General features: G+C 39.3%; 15 protein-coding genes. 6 read left to right on the forward strand and 9 right to left on the reverse strand.

From position 1 onward, the window contains the following. Positions 1-152: 152 nt before the first annotated feature. From focA to ABN212_RS09570, 4 genes are all read left to right on the forward strand, one after another. Positions 153-1,007: a formate transporter FocA gene (gene focA, locus ABN212_RS09555; RefSeq protein ID WP_100159566.1), complete on the forward strand. Its 855-nt coding sequence runs from the start codon at positions 153-155 to the stop codon at positions 1,005-1,007. Between the two features lie 54 nt (positions 1,008-1,061). Continuing rightward, the gene (gene pflB, locus ABN212_RS09560) at positions 1,062-3,344 is read left to right on the forward strand and encodes a formate C-acetyltransferase (RefSeq protein ID WP_198620500.1); all 2,283 of its coding nucleotides are present in this window, start codon (positions 1,062-1,064) and stop codon (positions 3,342-3,344) included. A gap of 108 nt (positions 3,345-3,452) precedes the next feature. Then, positions 3,453-4,193, forward strand: coding sequence for a pyruvate formate lyase 1-activating protein (gene pflA, locus ABN212_RS09565; RefSeq protein ID WP_023581312.1), 741 nt, complete (start codon positions 3,453-3,455; stop codon positions 4,191-4,193). A 299-nt stretch (positions 4,194-4,492) separates the two neighbouring features. Beyond that, positions 4,493-5,380, forward strand: coding sequence for a BPSS1780 family membrane protein (locus ABN212_RS09570; protein WP_349443161.1), 888 nt, complete (start codon positions 4,493-4,495; stop codon positions 5,378-5,380). 86 nt (positions 5,381-5,466) lie between these two features. On the opposite strand, the gene allD is transcribed toward ABN212_RS09570, so the two are convergent. The 9 genes from allD to lrp form a co-directional block, all read right to left on the reverse strand. Continuing rightward, positions 5,467-6,516: an ureidoglycolate dehydrogenase gene (allD, locus tag ABN212_RS09575; protein ID WP_349443162.1), complete on the reverse strand. Its 1,050-nt coding sequence runs from the start codon at positions 6,514-6,516 to the stop codon at positions 5,467-5,469. A gap of 257 nt (positions 6,517-6,773) precedes the next feature. Continuing rightward, a complete protein-coding gene (locus tag ABN212_RS09580; RefSeq protein WP_198626163.1) occupies positions 6,774-7,598 on the reverse strand; it encodes a MetQ/NlpA family ABC transporter substrate-binding protein in 825 nt (274 codons plus the stop codon). A gap of 52 nt (positions 7,599-7,650) precedes the next feature. Beyond that, positions 7,651-8,337, reverse strand: coding sequence for a methionine ABC transporter permease (locus tag ABN212_RS09585; protein ID WP_198620496.1), 687 nt, complete (start codon positions 8,335-8,337; stop codon positions 7,651-7,653). Between the two features lies 1 nt (position 8,338). Beyond that, positions 8,339-9,325, reverse strand: a complete 987-nt coding sequence (locus tag ABN212_RS09590) for a methionine ABC transporter ATP-binding protein (RefSeq protein ID WP_198620495.1) — start codon at positions 9,323-9,325, stop codon at positions 8,339-8,341. Positions 9,326-9,629: 304 nt separating this feature from the next. Further along, positions 9,630-10,919 (reverse strand): serine--tRNA ligase, encoded by a 1,290-nt coding sequence (serS, locus tag ABN212_RS09595; protein WP_109373512.1) that lies wholly within the window; start codon positions 10,917-10,919, stop codon positions 9,630-9,632. Positions 10,920-11,037: 118 nt separating this feature from the next. Next, positions 11,038-12,387 (reverse strand): replication-associated recombination protein A, encoded by a 1,350-nt coding sequence (locus ABN212_RS09600; protein WP_198620527.1) that lies wholly within the window; start codon positions 12,385-12,387, stop codon positions 11,038-11,040. A gap of 7 nt (positions 12,388-12,394) precedes the next feature. After that, complete coding sequence (lolA, locus tag ABN212_RS09605; RefSeq protein ID WP_109373511.1) at positions 12,395-13,003, reverse strand: outer membrane lipoprotein chaperone LolA; 609 nt, start codon at positions 13,001-13,003, stop codon at positions 12,395-12,397. A gap of 113 nt (positions 13,004-13,116) precedes the next feature. Further along, positions 13,117-16,839, reverse strand: a complete 3,723-nt coding sequence (locus ABN212_RS09610) for a DNA translocase FtsK 4TM domain-containing protein (RefSeq protein WP_349443163.1) — start codon at positions 16,837-16,839, stop codon at positions 13,117-13,119. Positions 16,840-16,971: 132 nt separating this feature from the next. Continuing rightward, positions 16,972-17,466 (reverse strand): leucine-responsive transcriptional regulator Lrp, encoded by a 495-nt coding sequence (gene lrp / locus ABN212_RS09615; RefSeq protein ID WP_004244566.1) that lies wholly within the window; start codon positions 17,464-17,466, stop codon positions 16,972-16,974. A gap of 544 nt (positions 17,467-18,010) precedes the next feature. Here lrp and trxB point away from each other — a divergent pair. Then, positions 18,011-18,970 carry a thioredoxin-disulfide reductase gene (gene trxB, locus ABN212_RS09620; protein WP_109373510.1) on the forward strand — a complete coding sequence of 320 codons (960 nt, stop codon included), beginning with the start codon at positions 18,011-18,013 and terminating at the stop codon, positions 18,968-18,970. Positions 18,971-19,111: 141 nt separating this feature from the next. Continuing rightward, positions 19,112-20,881 carry a heme ABC transporter permease/ATP-binding protein CydD gene (gene cydD / locus ABN212_RS09625; RefSeq protein ID WP_198626161.1) on the forward strand — a complete coding sequence of 590 codons (1,770 nt, stop codon included), beginning with the start codon at positions 19,112-19,114 and terminating at the stop codon, positions 20,879-20,881.

Genomic DNA, 20,881 nt, shown 5'->3' on the forward strand with positions numbered 1-20,881 from the left:
TAATCAAATAGTTATAGCCAAAATAGCGGGTTTTTACGCACTAAAAACGGGATTCTAATGAGCGACCATGATCCATATCAATTTTAGAAGTAAGCCCCTTTGCTACTATTATTGCGTGCTATAATTATTCCAACATATAAGAGAGTGTTAGTATGAAAGCTGACAGCCCTTTTAATTTATTATCACCTGCAGATATGGCAAAAGTTGCCGATGATGCATGTTGTTATAAAGCAAATAAACATATTCCAACGACTTACTTATCTGCATTTACCGCGGGTATGTTTATATCAATTGCTTTTGTTTTTTATATTACTGCTACTACAGGTACCGCATCTGTTCCATTTGGGCTGGCTAAATTAGTCGGTGGGATCTGCTTCTCTCTGGGGTTAATGCTCGTCGTCGTTTGTGGCGCTGACTTATTCACCTCTACTGTTCTTACTATTATTCCTAAAGCAACTGGACGTATATCTTGGGGCAAAATGTTTGCAAACTGGATAAATGTCTATCTTGGTAACTTTGTTGGCGCACTCTTTTTTGTCGCCTTAATGTGGTTCGCAGGTCAGCATATGGCAGCGAATGGGCTTTGGGGGCTTAATGTCTTACAAACAGCACAACATAAAGTTGAACACACTTTTATTGAAGCAGTTTGTTTAGGTATTTTAGCTAACTTAATGGTTTGTCTTGCAGTTTGGATGAGCTATGCAGGTCGCACACTAATTGATAAACTCTTTGCATTAATTTTACCTATCGGTATGTTCGTTGCTAGTGGTTTTGAGCACAGTATCGCTAACATGTTCCTTATCCCTTTAGGTATTGTTATTAAGAATTTTGCACCCGCAGAATTCTGGACTAAAGTAGGTGCATCACCCGAACAATTTTCGGATTTAACAGTTTCGAATTTCCTCGCTGACAATTTATTACCTGTCACTATCGGTAACATTATTGGCGGAGCAGTCCTAGTCGGTTTGGTATACTGGTTAATGCATCTGCGTGGCGATAAACATTAATCCACGCAGGTATGACTGATTTCTTAAGTTCCATTGTAAAAAGGTAGAAGTATCATGTCTGATTTAAATGAAAAATTTGCTGAAGCATGGAAAGGTTTTTCTGAAGGTGAATGGCAGAACAATGTTAACGTTCGTGACTTTATCCAAAAAAACTACACTCCATATGAAGGCGACGAATCTTTCCTAGCAGGTTCCACTAAAGCAACTGATACACTTTGGGAACAAGTTATGGAAGGCATCAAAATCGAAAACCGCACGCATGCGCCGGTTGATTTTGATACTTCTGTTGCTTCAACTATCACATCTCACGATGCAGGTTATATCTCTAAAGATTTAGAACAAATCGTAGGTTTACAGACTGATGCACCTCTGAAACGTGCGATCATCCCATTCGGTGGTATCCGTATGGTTGAAAGTTCTTGCCACGCTTACAACCGTGAGCTGGACCCAGAACTGAAAAAAATCTTTACTGATTACCGTAAAACTCACAACCAAGGCGTTTTCGATGTTTATACTCCAGACATCATGAAATGCCGTAAATCTGGTATCTTAACAGGTTTACCAGATGCATATGGTCGTGGCCGTATCATCGGTGACTACCGTCGTGTTGCACTGTATGGTATTGAGTTCCTGCGTAAAGATAAATTTGCCCAATTCACCTCTTTACAAGAAAGAATGGAAAAAGGCGAAGATCTGGAAATGACTATCCAACTGCGTGAAGAAATCGCAGAGCAGCACGCTGCTTTAGGTCAAATCCAAGAAATGGCTGCGAAATACGGTTACGATATTTCTCGCCCAGCGCAAAACGCAAAAGAAGCAGTACAATGGACTTACTTCGGTTACTTAGCCGCTGTTAAATCTCAAAATGGTGCTGCAATGTCATTTGGTCGTGTATCTACTTTCTTAGATATCTACATCCAACGTGATATTGAAGCTGGCTTACTGACAGAAGAACAAGCTCAGGAATTAATTGACCACTTAGTCATGAAATTACGTATGGTTCGTTTCTTACGTACTCCTGAATATGATGAACTGTTCTCTGGTGACCCAATCTGGGCAACAGAATCTTTAGCAGGTATGGGTTTAGATGGCCGTACTCTGGTAACTAAGAATACTTTCCGTTTCTTAAATACCCTGTACACAATGGGTCCATCACCAGAACCAAACATGACCATCCTGTGGTCAGAACAACTGCCTATCAACTTCAAAAAATATGCAGCTAAAGTCTCAATCGATACTTCTTCAATCCAGTACGAAAATGATGACTTAATGCGTCCTGACTTCGACAGCGATGACTATGCAATCGCATGTTGTGTTAGCCCAATGGTTGTTGGTAAACAAATGCAGTTCTTCGGTGCTCGTGCGAACTTAGCGAAAACCTTACTGTATACCATCAATGGTGGTGTTGACGAAAAACTGAAAATCCAAGTAGGTCCAAAACATGCTCCAATCATGGACGAAGTATTAGACTTCGATACTGTGATGAACCAAATGGATCACTTTATGGATTGGTTAGCAACTCAGTACGTAACTGCGCTGAACGTTATCCACTACATGCACGATAAATACAGCTATGAAGCAGCTCTGATGGCACTTCATGATCGTGACGTATATCGTACAATGGCATGTGGTATCGCAGGTCTGTCTGTTGCTGCTGACTCACTGTCTGCAATCAAATATGCAAAAGTTTCTCCAATCCGTGATGAAAACGGCTTAGCAGTTGACTTTAAAATTGATGGCGAATACCCACAATTTGGTAACAACGATTCTCGTGTAGATGACATCGCTTGTGACTTAGTTGAACGTTTCATGAAGAAAATTCAGAAACTGCGTACATACCGTAATGCGGTACCTACACAGTCAATCCTGACTATCACTTCAAACGTTGTTTACGGTAAGAAAACAGGTAATACCCCAGATGGTCGTCGTGCAGGTGCACCATTCGGACCAGGTGCTAACCCAATGCACGGTCGTGACCAAAAAGGTGCGGTAGCTTCTCTGACTTCTGTTGCGAAACTGCCATTTGCTTATGCGAAAGATGGTATTTCTTACACCTTCTCAATCGTACCTAATGCATTAGGTAAAGATGATGATGTTCGTAAAGCAAACCTTGCGGGTCTGATGGATGGTTACTTCCACCACGAAGCGGGCATCGAAGGTGGTCAACACCTGAACGTCAACGTGATGAACCGTGAAATGCTGTTAGAAGCAATGGAAGATCCTGAGAAATATCCTCAGTTAACTATCCGTGTTTCTGGTTATGCAGTTCGCTTTAACTCACTGACTAAAGAGCAACAGCAAGACGTTATCACCCGTACATTTACACAAACAATGTAATAAAGATAACTATATGCATTTATTTACTGAGAAAGTAGATAAAATCGCTTAGAATAAAGGCCCCTACTTTGGGGCCTTTTTATTAGACAGTTTTGGAGTAACCCTGTTATGTCCGTACTTGGTCGTATCCACTCATTTGAATCCTGCGGTACTGTTGACGGTCCCGGAATACGTTTCATTGTTTTCTTTCAAGGATGCCTAATGAGATGCCTCTATTGTCACAACCGTGACACATGGGATACTCATGGTGGGCAAATCGTCACAGTTGATGAACTAATGAAAGAGGCGGTTACCTATCGTCATTTTATGAATGCTTCTGGCGGCGGTGTTACTGCTTCAGGTGGCGAAGCAATTTTGCAAGCAGAGTTTGTACGTGATTGGTTTCGTGCTTGTCAGAAAGAAAATATCCATACCTGCCTAGATACTAATGGCTTTGTTCGTCGTTATGATCCCGTTATTGATGAATTAATGGATGCCACTGACTTAGTGATGCTCGACCTAAAACAAGTCAATGATGAGATCCACCAAAAGCTCGTTGGTGTATCAAACCAGCGTACACTTGAATTCGCACGTTATTTAGCAAAACGAGGCCAAAAAACATGGGTTCGTTATGTAGTTGTACCGGGTTGGTCTGATGATGATGATTCTGCTCATCGTTTAGGCGAATTTATTAAAGATATGAAAAATATCGAAAAAGTAGAACTTCTTCCTTACCACGAACTCGGCAAACATAAATGGGTAGCTTTAGGAGAAGAATACAAGCTAGATGGCATTCATCCACCGTCAAAAGAGACGATGGAAAATGTAAAATCAATTCTTGAATCTTATGGCCATAAAGTGATCTACTAAGCTTTTCTACTTAAGATTAATTTAAGAAGCAGCGCATTAAAGCGCTGCTTTTTTGTTTTTATATAATTAAAAATATTCAAAACAAATAAAGTTATTTTTTAATGAGATGAAGTTAACTTAAATTATTTAAATCATTTTGTATTAATTAAAGAATGTCTGTCCTCACAAGTAAAAATATACATTCTAAGATTATCCTTAACCTATATTAAGTTGAATACAGTTGATTAATAACAAAACAAAAAGATATTATAGAAATCTTATATTTATAAACTAAAGATATTGGGATTAAGGTACAGGAAATGGAACAAGACAATAATTCATCGCTAACAGAGCCTCAAGAGGTATTTACGCCTATTCCTCAAGCACGAGGTGCCTCAGGCGGAGTACGTTGGTTAGGACTGGGATGGGATTTAATAAAAGAACGTTTTTGGATGTGGGTAGGCGTTATTATTATCTACTTTATCGTTAGTCTTATTATATCGACCATTCTTGGATTTATTCCGCTAATAGGTCCAATCATATCACCTTTTATTACTACTGTATTAGCTACAGGCCTTATTGCCATTGCCCATCAGCAATATGAAACCCGACGGATGGACGTTGATAATCTATTCTTTGGTTTTTATAACAAACGCTATCTAAGTATAATGGGCGCTTACGGCATTAGTTTCCTTATTTTGCTGTTTGGGATTATTCTCGCAGTTATTATCTCTGGTGCAGCCATGATGGACGTTATCTATGCAGCTTCTAGTGATTATTCTGAAGAAATTATTGCTGAAATGATGGCAGATAACACATCAGGTTTTACTCTATTTATCATTATTATTGCTATTTTTGGTACAATTAGTACTGCTGCATATTGGTTTGTCCCTGCGTTGGTATTAGTAAACGGTTATAAAGCGCTCCCTGCTGTTAAAGCGAGCCTTTCGGCAGTAAAAATAAATTTAGCGGGTGGATTCTTCTTCTTTATTTTACTGCTATTTATTCTGGTAGTGAGTATTATTCCATTTGGTTTAGGGTTATTAATTACTATTCCTCTTTCTTACACTGCGATGTATGGCTCTTATCGTGACGTTTTTTATCACCATAATGTAGGCAACCAAGGAAATAATGGTGGAAATGGTGGAAATGGAACGATTTCTCTTAATAAAACCGCTGAATCCAATATTGGTAAATTAGTCAGTTAATTCTTAGCATTAGCTTACTTAAATAAAAAAGCAGTAGAGCGTAAATCCTACTGCTTTTTATTATCTAGAATACATAGCTTACATCATTAACCCGCAAACGGGTTTTTATTATCATAAGATTTATTATAAAGTGCATCAGATATTAAATAATTATAAATTTCATCAACAATCTCAATACCTTCTTTTTCACTTCTTTGTTCTTCTATTTGACTATTCTCACCAGGATAAAGCACTTTCTCCACATGAGGAGCTGGCTTAATTGCATTTAACTCCCCCATAGCCTGTGAGATATGTTCTCTAAATAATGAGGCATCAGTAAAGAAAGCAGGATTAATAACAATATGTAATTGCCCTAGCTCTCGCCCCTGAGTTAAATCGTGATACATCGAACTGACATGTTTACCAAAAGGAAGCCCCAGCAAAATACCAGACAACACATCAACCATCATCATTAAACCATAACCTTTAGGTCCCGCAATAGGTAATAAACCTTTTACTGCGAAGGGATCTGTCGTAGGTTTACCACTTTCATCGACAGCCCAAGTATCAGGAATATCGACATGACGCGAGCGCGCATCAAGTACCTTGCCCCATGCCTGTACAGTTGTCGCCATATCAAATGTAATACGTTTATCGCCAACTCCTGGCGCTGAAAAAGCGATAGGATTAGTGCCGTAATAGACTTCTGAGCCGCCAAAAGGAACAACCATAGGATCGGACTGGCACAACGAAATACCTACCATGCCTGCTTGCGATGCTTGTTCAACAAAGTAAGATAGCGCGCCACTATGACCAATTCGTCTTACACCAACAACTGCAACTCCCTTCTCTTGTGCCATTTTAATTGCGCGTTCCATTGCGTCTTTCGCTGCAACATGCCCAGCTCCATTATCTCCATCAAATACAGCGCTACATGGTCCCGTTTCAGTATACGTAAAATTAGGCGCCGTATTTGTACCGCCTTTACTGATCCGCTCTGCATAATATTCCACACGCACAGCACCATGAGAATGAATACCTTTGGCATCAGCATGGACTAAGACATCAGCCACCGTATCAGCATGAGACTCACTCAATCCTGCATGATGTAATTTATTTTTTATTAATTGATGTAACTGCTGTTTAGAAACTATCATAGAATATGCTCTTTTGTAGGGTTCTAATTAAATAGAAACGTCATAAAATAACGGGGGTAAATTCGAGTGATAGGTCTAATTTAACAGCATAAATAGGATCTGCCGTGATCGGTTTAACCAATGGCGGATTGCGTTATATTTTTGTTAAATAGTCATTTCTTTATTAAAAACCTTTTTATAATCCCTCTTATAAAAAACAAAAAAGTGGCATAATCTCTTACACCACTCTTTGATACATTAATTTAAAAATAAACTAATTATGGAACAGGAACTGCTTCGCCTTTAAAGGTATCCAAAATAAATTTTTTGGTTTCAGGCGCTTTTAGTTGTGCCATTAATTTAGCAATACGCGGATCGTTTTTATCTTCTTCTCTTATAACAACCACATTGGCAAACTTACTGTTAGCCGCAGGCTCTGTATAAATTACTTCTTTGCTTAAATCTAGCCCAGCATTAATGGCAAAGTGCCCATCAATAGAAGCGACATCTGCTTCACCATTTTTATAAATTTGTGGCAACAATGGGCCATCATAGGTGAATAAGAATTTAATATTACGAGGATTTTCTACAATATCATCAATTGTGGAGTCATCAGGATCGATGCCATCACGTAATTTAATTAAGCCCTCATCTTGAAATAGTTTTAATATATGTCCATGTTGTGCCAAGTTATTACTACTAATCATTTTTGCACCGTTAGGTAAATCTTGCAGACTTTTATATTTTTGCGAGAAAAAACGATATGGATGCATATGTACAGCTCCCGCAGAAATTAATTTCCAATCAGGGTGATCTGCTAGTGTTTTATTTAAATAAGGTACATGTTGGAAAAAGTTAGCATCTAATTCTTTTTCGGCTAATGCTTGATTGGGAATAATATAATCATTAAAAATTCGAATATCTAACTCTAGCCCTTCTTTTGCTAATTGCGGTTTAACAAATTCTAAAATTTCTGCATGAGGTGTACTTGATGCGCCGATAATTAATTTATTCTCTGATTTTTCATCTGATGGTTTGCAAGCAGAGAGCACTAGACTAATAAGTAGCAGTGACCCCAGTTTTTTAAATACTGTTAGTTTCATTATTGTAACCTTATTTTTTTAAATTTGATTTTTAATTGAATTAATTCTTTAATTAGCGTTTATCTATATTTCTTACAACACTATCTCCTAATAACTGAATGCATAATACAATAAATAAAATCACTAAAGTCGCAGCCCAAACCACATCAAGATGACTGCGTTGGAATCCTTCTAAATAAGCTAAGTTACCTAGTCCACCCGCCCCAATTGCGCCTGCAACTGCGGTTCCACCCACTAAAGAAATCAACGTGACAGTTAAGCCAGAAATAAGTGCAGGTGATGATTCTGGTAATAACACTTTAAATATTAACGTAGGCAAATTAGCGCCCATTGAAAGACTTGCCTCAATAACACCTTTGTCTACTTCACGTAATGCTAATTCAACTAGTCTGGCATAAAAGGCTGCTGCTGAAATCACTAATGCAGGTAGCGCTGCATTAACACCTAATATGGTTCCCACAATTAATTTAGTAAAAGGGAACAATAAAATAATTAAAATAATAAAAGGAACGGCTCTAAAAATATTTACAATAAATGAGAGTATTCGATAAATAGAAAGTTGCTCTTTATAACCCTCTTTTGCTGTTAAAAATAATGCCACGCCAATTAAGATCCCTAATAAGCAGGATAATGCACCAGAAACCAGTGTCATATATAATGTATTTAATGTTTCTTCACCGAGTACATTGAGTTTTAAATGAGGTAAATAGCTATTAAACCAACTTTGTATTTCATCCATATCACACGACCGCTATATCAAATTTATTATTCTCAAGATATTGGATGATTTCATCCGATTTATTATTTAGCTGTAAATAAATAAACCCGTTTTCTTGTGAAAAACTGCCCTTTATTAAATTAACTGGTTCATTAAATTTAGAAATTAAATCATAAAGTAAATAGTCATATTTTTTACCCTCTTGCAGTAACAGTTTTATTACTGTGCTTTGCTGCTTTATATTCTCAATATCATCACTGTTATCTGTTACATGTACTGATTGTGATAAAAACTGTTGTGTCACTTTATGTTTTGGTTGGTTAAATATTTTTACTACTTCGCCTTGTTCAATTATTTTTCCTTGCTCAATAACGGCTACTTTATTGCATATCGCTTTTACAACTTGCATTTCATGCGTGATCAACACAATCGTAATATTCATTTTTTGATTAATTTCAGCGAGTAGTGCTAAAATTGTTTGTGTTGTTTTTGGATCTAATGCAGATGTTGCTTCATCACATAATAAAACATCAGGATTATTTGCCAGCGCTCTAGCAATACCAACACGTTGTTTTTGCCCACCACTTAATGTTGATGGATATTCATCAGCTTTATCAGCAAGCCCAACTAACTCCATTAATTCACTCGCACGTTGAAAACGTTGCTTCTTATCTACCCCTGAAATTTCAAGTGGGAATTCAATATTCTCTCTAACTGTACGTGACCATAGCAAATTGAAATGTTGAAAGATCATACCAATTGAGTGGCGGATTTTACGGATCTCACGTTCACTACTGGTAGTAATATTGTATTTACCAACAATCACTTCTCCTTTTGTTACAGGTTCTAAGCGATTCAATAAACGAATTAAGCTACTTTTCCCAGCACCGCTATAACCAATGATGCCAAAGATATCTCCCTGCTCAATATTCAAATTAATATCATCAACAGCAATAGTTTGCTTTTTCCCTCGCTGATAAATTTTGCTGACATTTTTTAGTGTTATCATTTTAATCAACTCACCTATTAAATAGAAATCTAGACGGCTAAACATCTAGAAATCCAAGTTAATGTCAATATGAGAAATTGTCAAGCAAGGAATGAAAAAGAGATAAACAAAAAAGACATACCTTAGAATTAAATTATTTTTGATACGCTCTTTATTGAGATTTAACTCTGATGAAATAAAATATTGTGGATTTAATGACTTATAAAAAACAAATAAATAGCGTTAAATATTTACTACAGTTAATAAAAAACCCCCGGCCTAAGCAGGGGGTTAAATTATTAATACTCAATTAATTAGATAATAATTAACCGATATATTCTAAACCTTTCATGTATGGGCGTAACACTTCTGGAATTTCAATACGGCCATCAGCCATTTGATAGTTTTCCATAATTGCGACTAAAGTACGACCTACTGCTAAGCCCGAACCATTTAAAGTGTGAACTAACTGGATCTTCTTATCACCTTTAGAACGGAAGCGTGCTTGCATACGACGTGCTTGGAAATCCCACATATTTGAACATGAAGAGATTTCACGGTAAGTATTTTGAGCTGGTACCCAAACTTCTAAGTCGTAAGTTTTACGTGAACCAAAGCCCATATCGCCAGTGCAAAGTACCACTTTACGGTAAGGTAGATTCAGTAATTGCAGTACTTTTTCAGCATGACCAGTCAGCTCTTCTAATGCTTCCATTGATTTTTCAGGATGAGCGATTTGAACTAGCTCAACTTTATCAAATTGGTGCATACGAATTAAACCACGAGTATCACGACCATAAGAGCCTGCTTCTGAACGGAAGCATGGTGTGTGAGCTGTCATTTTCAATGGCAAGTCGTCTTCTTCAAGAATGACGTCTCTTACCATATTTGTCACAGGCACTTCCGCTGTTGGAATAAGTGCGTATTGGCTTTCTGCTTCTTCTTCTAACGGTTTAGTGTGGAATAAGTCTTCACTAAATTTAGGTAACTGACCTGTACCGTACAGAGTTGCGTGGTTAACCAAGTAAGGAACATACATTTCTTGGTAGCCGTGCTCTTCTGTGTGCAGATCCAACATAAATTGTGTAATAGCACGATGTAAACGTGCAACTTGACCTTTCATCACAACAAAACGTGAACCGGTAATTTTTACCGCAGAAGCAAAATCTAAACCATCTGTTAGCTCACCTAAAGTCACATGATCTTTTAATTCAAAATCATAAGTTTTTGGTGTGCCCCAACGAGAAACTTCAACATTTTCGCTGTCATCTTTGCCATTTGGAACAGCATCATCTGGCATATTTGGGATAGTTAAAACGTAATCACGAATTTCCGCTTGAAGCACTTCAAGTTCGGCTTTTGCAGCTTCAAGTTTTTCACCTAACAGGTTAACTTCTTGACGAAGTGGCTCAATATCTTCACCACGCGCTTTTGCCGCACCAATGGACTTCGATCGGGAATTACGTTCTGCTTGCAGGGATTCAGTTTCAACCTGTAACACCTTACGGCGTTCTTCTTGTTGACGAATTTTTTCCACATTGAGGATGAATCCCCTGCGAGCCAGTTTTTCGGCGACCGCGTCTAGCTCATTACGCAGTAGATTTGGATCGAGCATGCTTATCCTGTGCTTATTGATAGATTAATAAAAACCTTCTCTCCTATCTTATAAAAAAGATATCTGAGACAAGGCATAGTTAAGAAATTAATGATAATTGAATAACCTTACCGCATCTTTACATTTTGCGATAGCGTTTTGTCGTACTATTTTGATCTTGTTGAGTAAGCCAGTCTAATTTCTCTGCAAGCTTGATCTCTAACCCTCTTTTCACTGGGTAATAGTACTGTGTATCAGCCATTTCTTTAGGAAAATAGACCTCACCAGCAGCATAAGCATTAGGCTCGTCATGAGCGTAGCGATATTCAGCACCAAGCCCCATTTCTTTCATTAATTTTGTTGGTGCATTACGCAAATGCTCAGGTACATCATAATCAGGTTTACTTTTAGCGTCAGCAATGGCTGCTTTAAATGCAGTGTAAACAGCATTACTTTTGGGAGCACAAGCCAGATATACAATTGCTTGAGCAATAGCGCGCTCACCTTCGGCGGGACCAACACGCGTGAAACAATCCCATGCAGCTATTGCCACCTGCATAGCACGAGGATCGGCGTTTCCCACATCTTCTGACGCAATCGCCAATAAGCGACGAGCAACATAAAGCGGATCACCGCCGGCTGTTATGATCCTTGCATACCAATAAAGAGCAGCATCAGGCGCTGATCCCCTGACTGATTTATGTAATGCAGAAATAAGATCGTAAAAGCGATCACCTTTATTATCAAAACGAGCACTTCGTTCACCACTGATTTCTGTCAGTAATGCTGGTGTTAATACTCGTTTTCCTTGATTATCAACTTCAGCGATATCCGCCATCATTTCAAGCAAATTTAATGAACGGCGCGCATCACCATTAACCAATTGTGCAATCATTTTGCGTGTATCATCTGGCAGAATAATATTACGTCCGCCTAAACCCCGTTCAGGATCGTCCAGCGCTTGTTGTAGCACTTGCTCAATATCAGCTTCGGTTAATGAACGTAATAAATAAACTCTTGCTCTGGATAGCAATGCTGAATTTAATTCAAAAGAGGGATTTTCTGTTGTTGCGCCAATAAAAGTGATTGTACCGTCTTCAATATGAGGCAAAAAGGCATCTTGTTGGCTCTTATTAAAACGATGAACTTCATCAACGAACAGGATCGTTCTACGCCCTGCATTGCGATTTTGGCGCGCAATTTCAATAGATTCTCTAATTTCTTTAATACCCGATGTCACCGCAGATAATCGTTCTATATCAGCTTGTGCATAGCGACCAATGATCTCAGCAAGGGTAGTTTTACCCGTACCAGGAGGTCCCCATAAGATCATGGAATGCAATTGACCTGCTTTAATCGCTCGAGGTAATGGTTTACCTTCGGCAAGTAAATGAGTTTGTCCGATATATTGTTCCAACGTTTCAGGTCGCATTCTTGCGGCTAAAGGTTGGAACTCATTGCGTGAAAAATCGAGTGATAAATTACTCAAAATATCCTCACTGACGTTGGTCATCCACAGTCACACCCGCAGGAGGAGTAAAGCGAAACGCGGATGCATCGATTGGCGCGGCAGTCTGTGCAGTCAATTGATAATTGCTTACTTGACCGTCTTGTTCTGTAGCTGCAAATTGCTGAATTTGTCCGTTAGGTAATACAGTTATCGTAAAATGTTTTAAGTTATTTTCTACTTTAGGTGTTAACTCAAAACGATCACCAGACTGTTTCACGTCATAGTTTTGCCACTCTTTACTGTCATTACGGGCGATCAGCATAAAAGGCGTATTGGTTGTAGCACTTTCCAACCAAGTTGCTGTAACTTGCTCGACAAAAGGATTGTAAAACCACAATGTTTTACCATCAGAGATCAATGTGCTCTCATCCGGTGCTGTCATGTGCCAATTAAACAAATCAGGGCGTTGTACTTTTAAACTGCCTTCCCCTTTTTGGATAAGTGAGCCTTCGTTGCTGGTCACGGTTTGACTAAAGTTTGCTTGAAAACTATTTACTTTATTTAATCGTTGTTGCAAATCCTGACGTGCATCAGCCCAAGCGGCTTGGCTACTAAATAATGTCATCGCACACACTGCAAATAATACTTTTTTCATTCTACAAGCCTCGGCATGAGATAACGCCGACATAATGTCGGCGTATAAATTATTGATGATGTTGTGCAGATTATCATGCTATCTCATTAGCTGATAACTGTGTTTTCAAGATATTACATATCTGAAGGTGGTGGCGAAAGGACATCACGCGTATTGTTGTGATTTGGCGCACTGACAATACCTTGCATTTCCATTTGTTCCACAATTCTTGCTGCACGATTATAGCCAATTCTAAATTGACGTTGCACTCCAGAAATAGAAACACGTTGTTTTTCAACCACAAATTCTACAGCTTGGTCAAATAACGGATCAAGCTCTTCGCCATCGTCATATCCACCACCACTATTACCTTCACCTTCTTCACTGCATTTAGTAATAGCTTCAATATACTGAGGACGACCGCGTGCTTTCCAGTCGGTTGCGACTGCATGAACTTCATCATCACTCACAAAAGCACCGTGAACACGCTCAGGTACAAAACCATTAGGTGCATAAAGCATATCCCCCATACCTAGTAATGATTCTGCACCACCTTGGTCTAAGATAGTTCGAGAGTCGATTTTACTCGATACAGTAAACGCAATGCGGCTAGGAATATTGGCTTTAATTAACCCAGTAATGATATCAACGGAAGGTCTTTGCGTTGCAAGCACAAGGTGAATACCCGCAGCACGCGCTTTTTGTGCTAAACGTGCAATCAGCTCTTCGACTTTCTTACCTGCTGTCATCATTAAATCAGCAAATTCATCAACAACAACCACGATATAAGGCTCTTTTTCCAACGTTGGCATTTCTGTTGCCATACTGTCTGTTGGTTTCCAGAATGGATCTGGAATTGGGCGTCCCATCGCTTCTGCTTCTTTAATTCTTTCGTTATAACCTGCAAGATTACGCACACCCAATGCCGACATCAGTTTATAACGGCGTTCCATTTCAGCCACACTCCAACGCAGAGCACTTGCGGCATCTTTCATATCGGTAACGACTTCTGTTAGAAGATGTGGAATACCTTCATAAACCGAAAGCTCAAGCATTTTAGGGTCAATCATAATAAAGCGAACATCTTCTGGTTTCGCTTTATAGAGAATGCTGATGATCATCGCATTCACACCGACAGATTTACCTGAGCCTGTTGTACCAGCAACAAGTAAGTGAGGCATTTTAGCCAGATTGGCAACAACTGGCTGACCGCCGATATCTTTACCTAAAACAACAGTCAATGGAGAACGGCTATCACGAAATGCATCGCTATCTAACAACTCACGCATATAGACGGTTTGACGTTTTTTGTTAGGTAATTCCAGCCCTACATAAGGTTTGCCCGGAATAACTTCAACAATACGTACTGCAATAGCAGACAATGAACGAGCTAAGTCGCGTGATAAATTTGATATACGCGCAGCTTTTACACCTGGTGCAAGTTCAAGTTCAAAACGAGTGATAACAGGCCCTGGTGAAATGCCAACCACCTTGGCTTTAACACGGTAATCATTAAGACGAGCTTCAATAAGTTTACCAATACGCTCAAGCTCAAACATATCAACAGGTTCATCTTCTACTGGTGGCGTTGTTAGTAGATCCAGAGAAGGCATTGGCGTTGTTGGCTTCAGCAATGGTCTATCATTACGCATCAAGAATGGGTGAATTAACGATTCTTGCTGTTGCTGTTGCTGTTGCTGTTGCTGTTGCTGTTGCTGTTGCTGTTGCTGTTGCTGTTGCTGTTGCTGTTGCTGTGCAAAATGCTGAGCCATATTAGGCTGAGGCTCAATACGTGATTGAGGTACAGCTTGTGGCGTAACAGGTTCTGAAACAATCGGTGTAAACACTGGCTCTATAGGATCTTCATCCAATAGATCATCAATTGGCGAAAATGCCTCTAATGCGGTGAGCTCTCTTTCTAACTCAATTTTAGGGCTGTATTCTTCCTCTTCTTCATCACGAGGCGAAATTTGTAGAAATGCATTGCTGGCTGGGTATTCAACTTTTTTCTCAATAGTTTGAGTCGGTTGCGCTGATTGTGAAGCGAATGAATGTTGAATATGAGGTTGATAACCCGTTGTTGCTTGCAATGAAGGTGCTGATGTTGATATTTGAGGTAAAACCTCATCTTCGTTATCATCTAACGAAACATCATCACCATAACGATCCTGCAATTGTTGCTTAAATTGTGCTGCTAATTGTTGCTGATATTGCTCATCTTCATCAATATCGCTGTTATTCTCTTCTGTGGAAGAGAACGTATTCGCGGTAACCGTTGGTTCATCACGATAATCATCTTGTTGATGATCAAATGAAGGTAATGGTGTTGTAATATTTGGCTGATGGGCTCCAATAATAGCTTCAGGATCAACACTATCGTTCTCACCATAACGTTCGCGTTGCTGTTCGAGGAATTGCTGACGCAACTCTTGTTCGAAATTCGCTTGTTCTTGAATATCAGCTAACTCATCTTCAGATTCAGATTGAACGGCTTCCTCACGACGACGCAATTCAGCTTCGCGTTGTGAAGGTATATGAATGCCATAAAGCTCACGGCGTGTTGGCAATCGCACTGGATTTGGGCGTGGTAATTCAGGGCCTAATCCTTGTTTAACTTGAGAGCCATGACTAACAAGAGCACTAGTTGCTGCCACACCTGCTGCCACTGTAGCTGCTTGCGTTAAAGAGTCTGTATCAGGTGCTAACGAGAATGTAGGTTCAGCTCTGCCTGCAGGCATTACACTATCTGTAGATATGGACGATGGCTGTGCCATAGGTTCATTATCAAACGGCATCACAGAAGGTATATTCTTTTCTGGTATTGAGTAAACTGAACTTGAAGGCGCATTGACTTCTGATTGAGCTTCTTTTTTCAAAAATGCTTCTGGAATATCAAAACGGTAATGTTCTGGCTCTTCCTCTGTATGAGTTGGTTGTGAAACCGTTGCTGGCACAAGAGGATCAGCTTGCGTCAATGTTTGCGCATGTCCATCTGCTATGTCATTTGTTGCAGGGAAAGATGGCAAATCATCTTCTTGTTCTGCTTTAACTTGTAATGTGTCTATCTCTTGCTGACGAGCTAGCTCAAGTGCTGAAGGCGCAGAAAATAAAATATCATCACTCTCTTCTGTTGCTAATTCAGATTGCTGATTTTCTTTTTGATTTAAATTATCAGCTAATTCTGTAACAACGTCTTGAGTATCATCTTCCTCTTCTTCATCCTCGTAATCAGCTTCATTTTGGCCTCTATTGGTAATAAAACCAACACTTCCCAAAATAACGACACCAATCTTTTCTGTGATTGTTAACCAAGACCAGCCGGTAAACAGTGTAAAGCCAATAGCCCAAACAGATAACAGAGCAAGAGTAGCACCTAAAACATTAAACCACGGTAATAGGGCTTTGCTAAACAAACTTCCAATAACACCACCAGAGCTGAAATTATAGATATCATCAAAATTAAGATCAGCCAATGCACAAGAGGTAAAGATCAGAGCCAAAGCACCAATCGTGCGTAGTGCAAGGGAAAAGAAGTCAGTGTATTCACGATTTTGTTGGTAGCGTAGAGAATTCCAGCACCCAAAAACCACGACGACAGGAATTGCATAGGCAAGTAAACCAAATGCAGAAAATAGAATATCAGCTAACCATGCTCCAATACTACCGCCTAAATTTTGAATAGGCTCATTCCAAGTGGTTTGTGACCAGCTAGGATCAGAGGGATGAAAGCTAAGTAATGAAACCATTAAAAAGACAGCGCCAATGCCGATGAGGATGAGAATAGCCTCCCAAATACGGCGACGGTTGCTTATCTTTGTTAAACGAATATTTTTATCTTCTGTATATTCCTGGCTCAAAGAGGGCTCTCCAGGTTTAACTTAGGGTGAATTAAAACGGAACAACGCTGAGATATCCCAGCGTTGAAACTGTATGCATAGACAGGAGTGTACCTAACTTTTTCCTGCTTTGCACCAACCTATTAAGTTGGCTTAGCGAGTTTTAATTACAAGACGGTTACTTTGTTTAACTTCTTCCATAACCACGTATGTACGTGTGTCATTAACGCCTGGAAGACGTAACAGTGTTTCACCGAGTAATTTACGGTAAGCGGACATATCAGGTACACGAGTTTTCAACAGATAGTCAAAATCACCAGAAACTAAATGGCATTCTTGGATTTCTTCAAGTTTTTGAACAGCCATATTGAATTGTTCAAAAACATCTGGTGCACCACGGTTTAATGTGATTTCCACGAATACTAGTAATGATGCATCTAAGTAATGTGGGTTTAACAGTGCAGTATAACCAGAAATAAATCCTTGGCGTTCTAAACGACGTACACGCTCTAAACAAGGCGTTGGTGATAAACCTACACGTTTAGATAGCTCAACGTTTGAAATACGACCATCTTTTTGAAGCTCATTTAGAATATTCCGGTCTATTCTATCAAGATCTTTACCCGGACGTTTTTTATTATCAATCATCTCTATACTCTCTTTCTCTTTTTCTCTTACTTTATTTTCCTATACCCATACCTGTACACCTTCAGCATCACTGTCGAAACTTCGGTATCAAACGGTCAGAGCAAACTACCAATCTATTTTCTTTTAATGCCAGATAAAAGTTCTATTTTATCCAAATACTCATTAGCAAATATCACAAAGTAACTATCCTATGCCCTGTCTGTCTAAAAAATAATACGTACAACATCCGAGGATAATTATCTTTAACAATCATGTTTTCGCAAATGTACAGCGGATTGTCAAAGCAAATGAGTAAAAATCAGAACAAGGCGCTATGTTATTCTCTATATACGCAAGATAAACATCAATTGTAAAGCAAAATGTTTCAGGTTAATTCGATGATGTTAGCCCAATATAACTCTATAATTATTAAACTATATTAGTATTAACTATTGCTAAAATAGCTAAAATATTATGTCTATTTCTCGTCATTGGCTTTTTTTAACGTCTTATTTCTCCTACAATCCCTCAATTCGCATCACGCCTAATCAGAGATGAGGTATACATGAGCACCATCAAACATAGCAAACTTATTATTTTAGGTTCAGGCCCTGCGGGTTATACCGCCGCCGTTTATGCTGCAAGAGCAAACTTAGAACCAGTACTGATTACGGGTGTTGAAAAAGGCGGTCAGCTGACAACGACAACAGAAGTCGAAAACTGGCCCGGTGACCCAGAAGGGTTAACAGGTCCTGGATTAATGGACCGCATGTTTCAGCACGCTGAAAAATTTAATACAGAGATTATCTCTGACCATATTAATAAAGTCGATCTGAAAAACCGTCCATTCCGCCTATTTGGTGATGAACAAGAATACACTTGTGATGCATTAATTATCGCAACAGGCGCTTCTGCACGTTATATCGGTTTACCTTCAGAAGAATCTTTTAAAGGCCGAGGCGTTTCGGCTTGTGCAACGTGTGACGGATTTTTCTATCGTAACCAGAAAGTCGCTGTTGTCGGTGGCGGAAATACCGCTGTGGAAGAAGCTCTTTATTTAGCGAATATCGCATCAGAAGTTCATCTGATCCACCGCCGTGATTCTTTCCGCTCTGAAAAAATCTTAATTAACCGTTTAATGGACAAAGTCAACAGTGGCAATATTATTTTGCATACTGATCGCACCTTAGACGAAGTTCTTGGCGATGATATGGGTGTAACTAAAGTTCGCTTAAAAGATACTAAGAGCGATAAAACCGAAGAATTAGAGGTTATGGGTGTCTTTATTGCTATTGGACATAGCCCTAATACCGCTATTTTTGATGGTCAATTAGAATTAGACAATGGTTACATCAAAGTACAATCAGGTACTCAAGGTAATGCAACACAAACCTCTATCGAGGGTGTTTTTGCAGCAGGTGACGTAATGGATCACATTTATCGTCAAGCAATTACCTCCGCAGGCACAGGCTGTATGGCTGCTTTAGATGCAGAACGTTACTTAGACGCACTAAAATCCAACTAAAATCATCACTTCCTTTCAAGGCGCTATTTCAGTAGCGCCTTTTACCATGTAACATACTAGCCTGGTTGCCAAAGCGTATAACTACTTACCCTTGGCCTTTCTGATACTGTGTATCTCACCTGCAAATTTGAATCTTTTCTTATGGATAAAACTAAACAAAGTGAATTGGTTCGATGGCTGAAACAGCAAAGTGCTCCAGCCCGCCGATGGCTACGGCTATCAATGATCTTAGGTGTTGTAAGCGGTTTATTAATTATTGCACAAGCATGGTTATTAGCTGTTTTACTTCAAGCATTTATCATGGACAGTCTGAGTCGTGATATACATATACCTACCTTTCTCACCCTTATTGGTATTTTTATCTTACGCGCTGTAGTGATGGCGATAAGAGAGCGTGTAGGTTATCGATGTGGTATGGCGGTCAGGCAACAAATTCGTAAAATCGTGCTTGATAAACTTGAAGAGCTAGGTCCTGTTTGGGTTAAAGGCAAACCCGCAGGGAGTTGGGCAACAATTATTCTAGAGCAAATAGAAGATATGCAAGATTACTATGCGCGTTATATTCCGCAAATGTATCTTTCTACTATTGTGCCTATTCTTATCCTTATCACCATTTTCCCTGTTAACTGGGCTGCTGCCTTGATTCTATTTTTCACCGCCCCACTGATCCCGCTATTTATGGCATTAGTTGGATTAGGTGCAGCAGATGCTAACCGCAGAAACTTCCTCGCATTAGGTCGTTTAAGTGGTAACTTCCTAGATAGATTAAGAGGGCTAGATACATTACGGTTATTTAACCGTGGTAATGCAGAAGTTAAACAAATCACCGAAGCAACAGAAGATTTCCGCAAACGTACAATGGAAGTGCTAAGAATGGCATTCCTTTCGTCAGGCGTATTGGAATTCTTTACCGCTGTTTCTATCGCTGTTGTGGCTGTTTACTTTGGTTTTTCTTACTTAGGTGAACTTAGTTTCGGTAGTTATGGCTTAGGTGTCACACTATTCTCAGGCTTTTTAGCACTGATCTTAGCCCCTGAATTTTTTCAACCTTTGCGTGATTTAGGAACTTACTATCATGCCAAAGCACAAGCCATTGGCGCCGCAGAATCTCTGGTTGAATTTTTAGAAGCCGATGGTGAAAAACCACAATTCACAGGTAATGAGCGCATCGACACAACAGAAAGTATTGAGATTACAGCTCATGAACTAGAAATTCTATCTCATCAAGGTGTTAAACTCGCAGGTCCATTAAACTTTACCATTAACCCTAATCAACGAATTGCGATTGTGGGTCTAAGTGGTGCAGGCAAAAGCTCGCTATTAAATGCGCTACTCGGCTTTTTACCTTATCGTGGCTCATTAAAAGTTAATGGCGTTGAATTGACGCAACTCTCACCTGAAGCATGGCGTCAATGTTTAAGCTGGGTTGGTCAAAATCCTAATTTACCAGAACAAACCTTGCTAGATAATATTCGCTTAAGTAATCCTAATGCCAGCAATGAACAAATCAATCTTGCCATTGAAAAAGCGTATGTCAGCGATTTTATTAATGAGTTACCTGACGGCTTAAATACGATTATTGGCGATAGTGCTGCACGCCTTTCTGTTGGTCAGGCTCAGCGTATTGCTGTTGCTCGTGCTTTATTGTCGCCTTGTCAATTTTTGTTATTAGATGAACCCGCAGCAAGCCTTGATTCTCATAGTGAACAACGTGTCATGCATGCGCTTAATAACGCTTCATTAAATCAAACAACCTTGCTTATTACCCATCTACTTGAAGAAACATTGGGTTACGACCAAATTTGGGTGATGGAAAAAGGTCAGATTATTGAAACTGGCACTTATGCATCATTAAGCCAACAGAACGGCACTTTTGCTCGCCTTCTTGCTCATCGTAAAGAGGAACTTTAA

This window comes from Proteus genomosp. 6 (assembly GCF_040139785.1).
Classification (GTDB): Bacteria; Pseudomonadota; Gammaproteobacteria; order Enterobacterales; family Enterobacteriaceae; genus Proteus.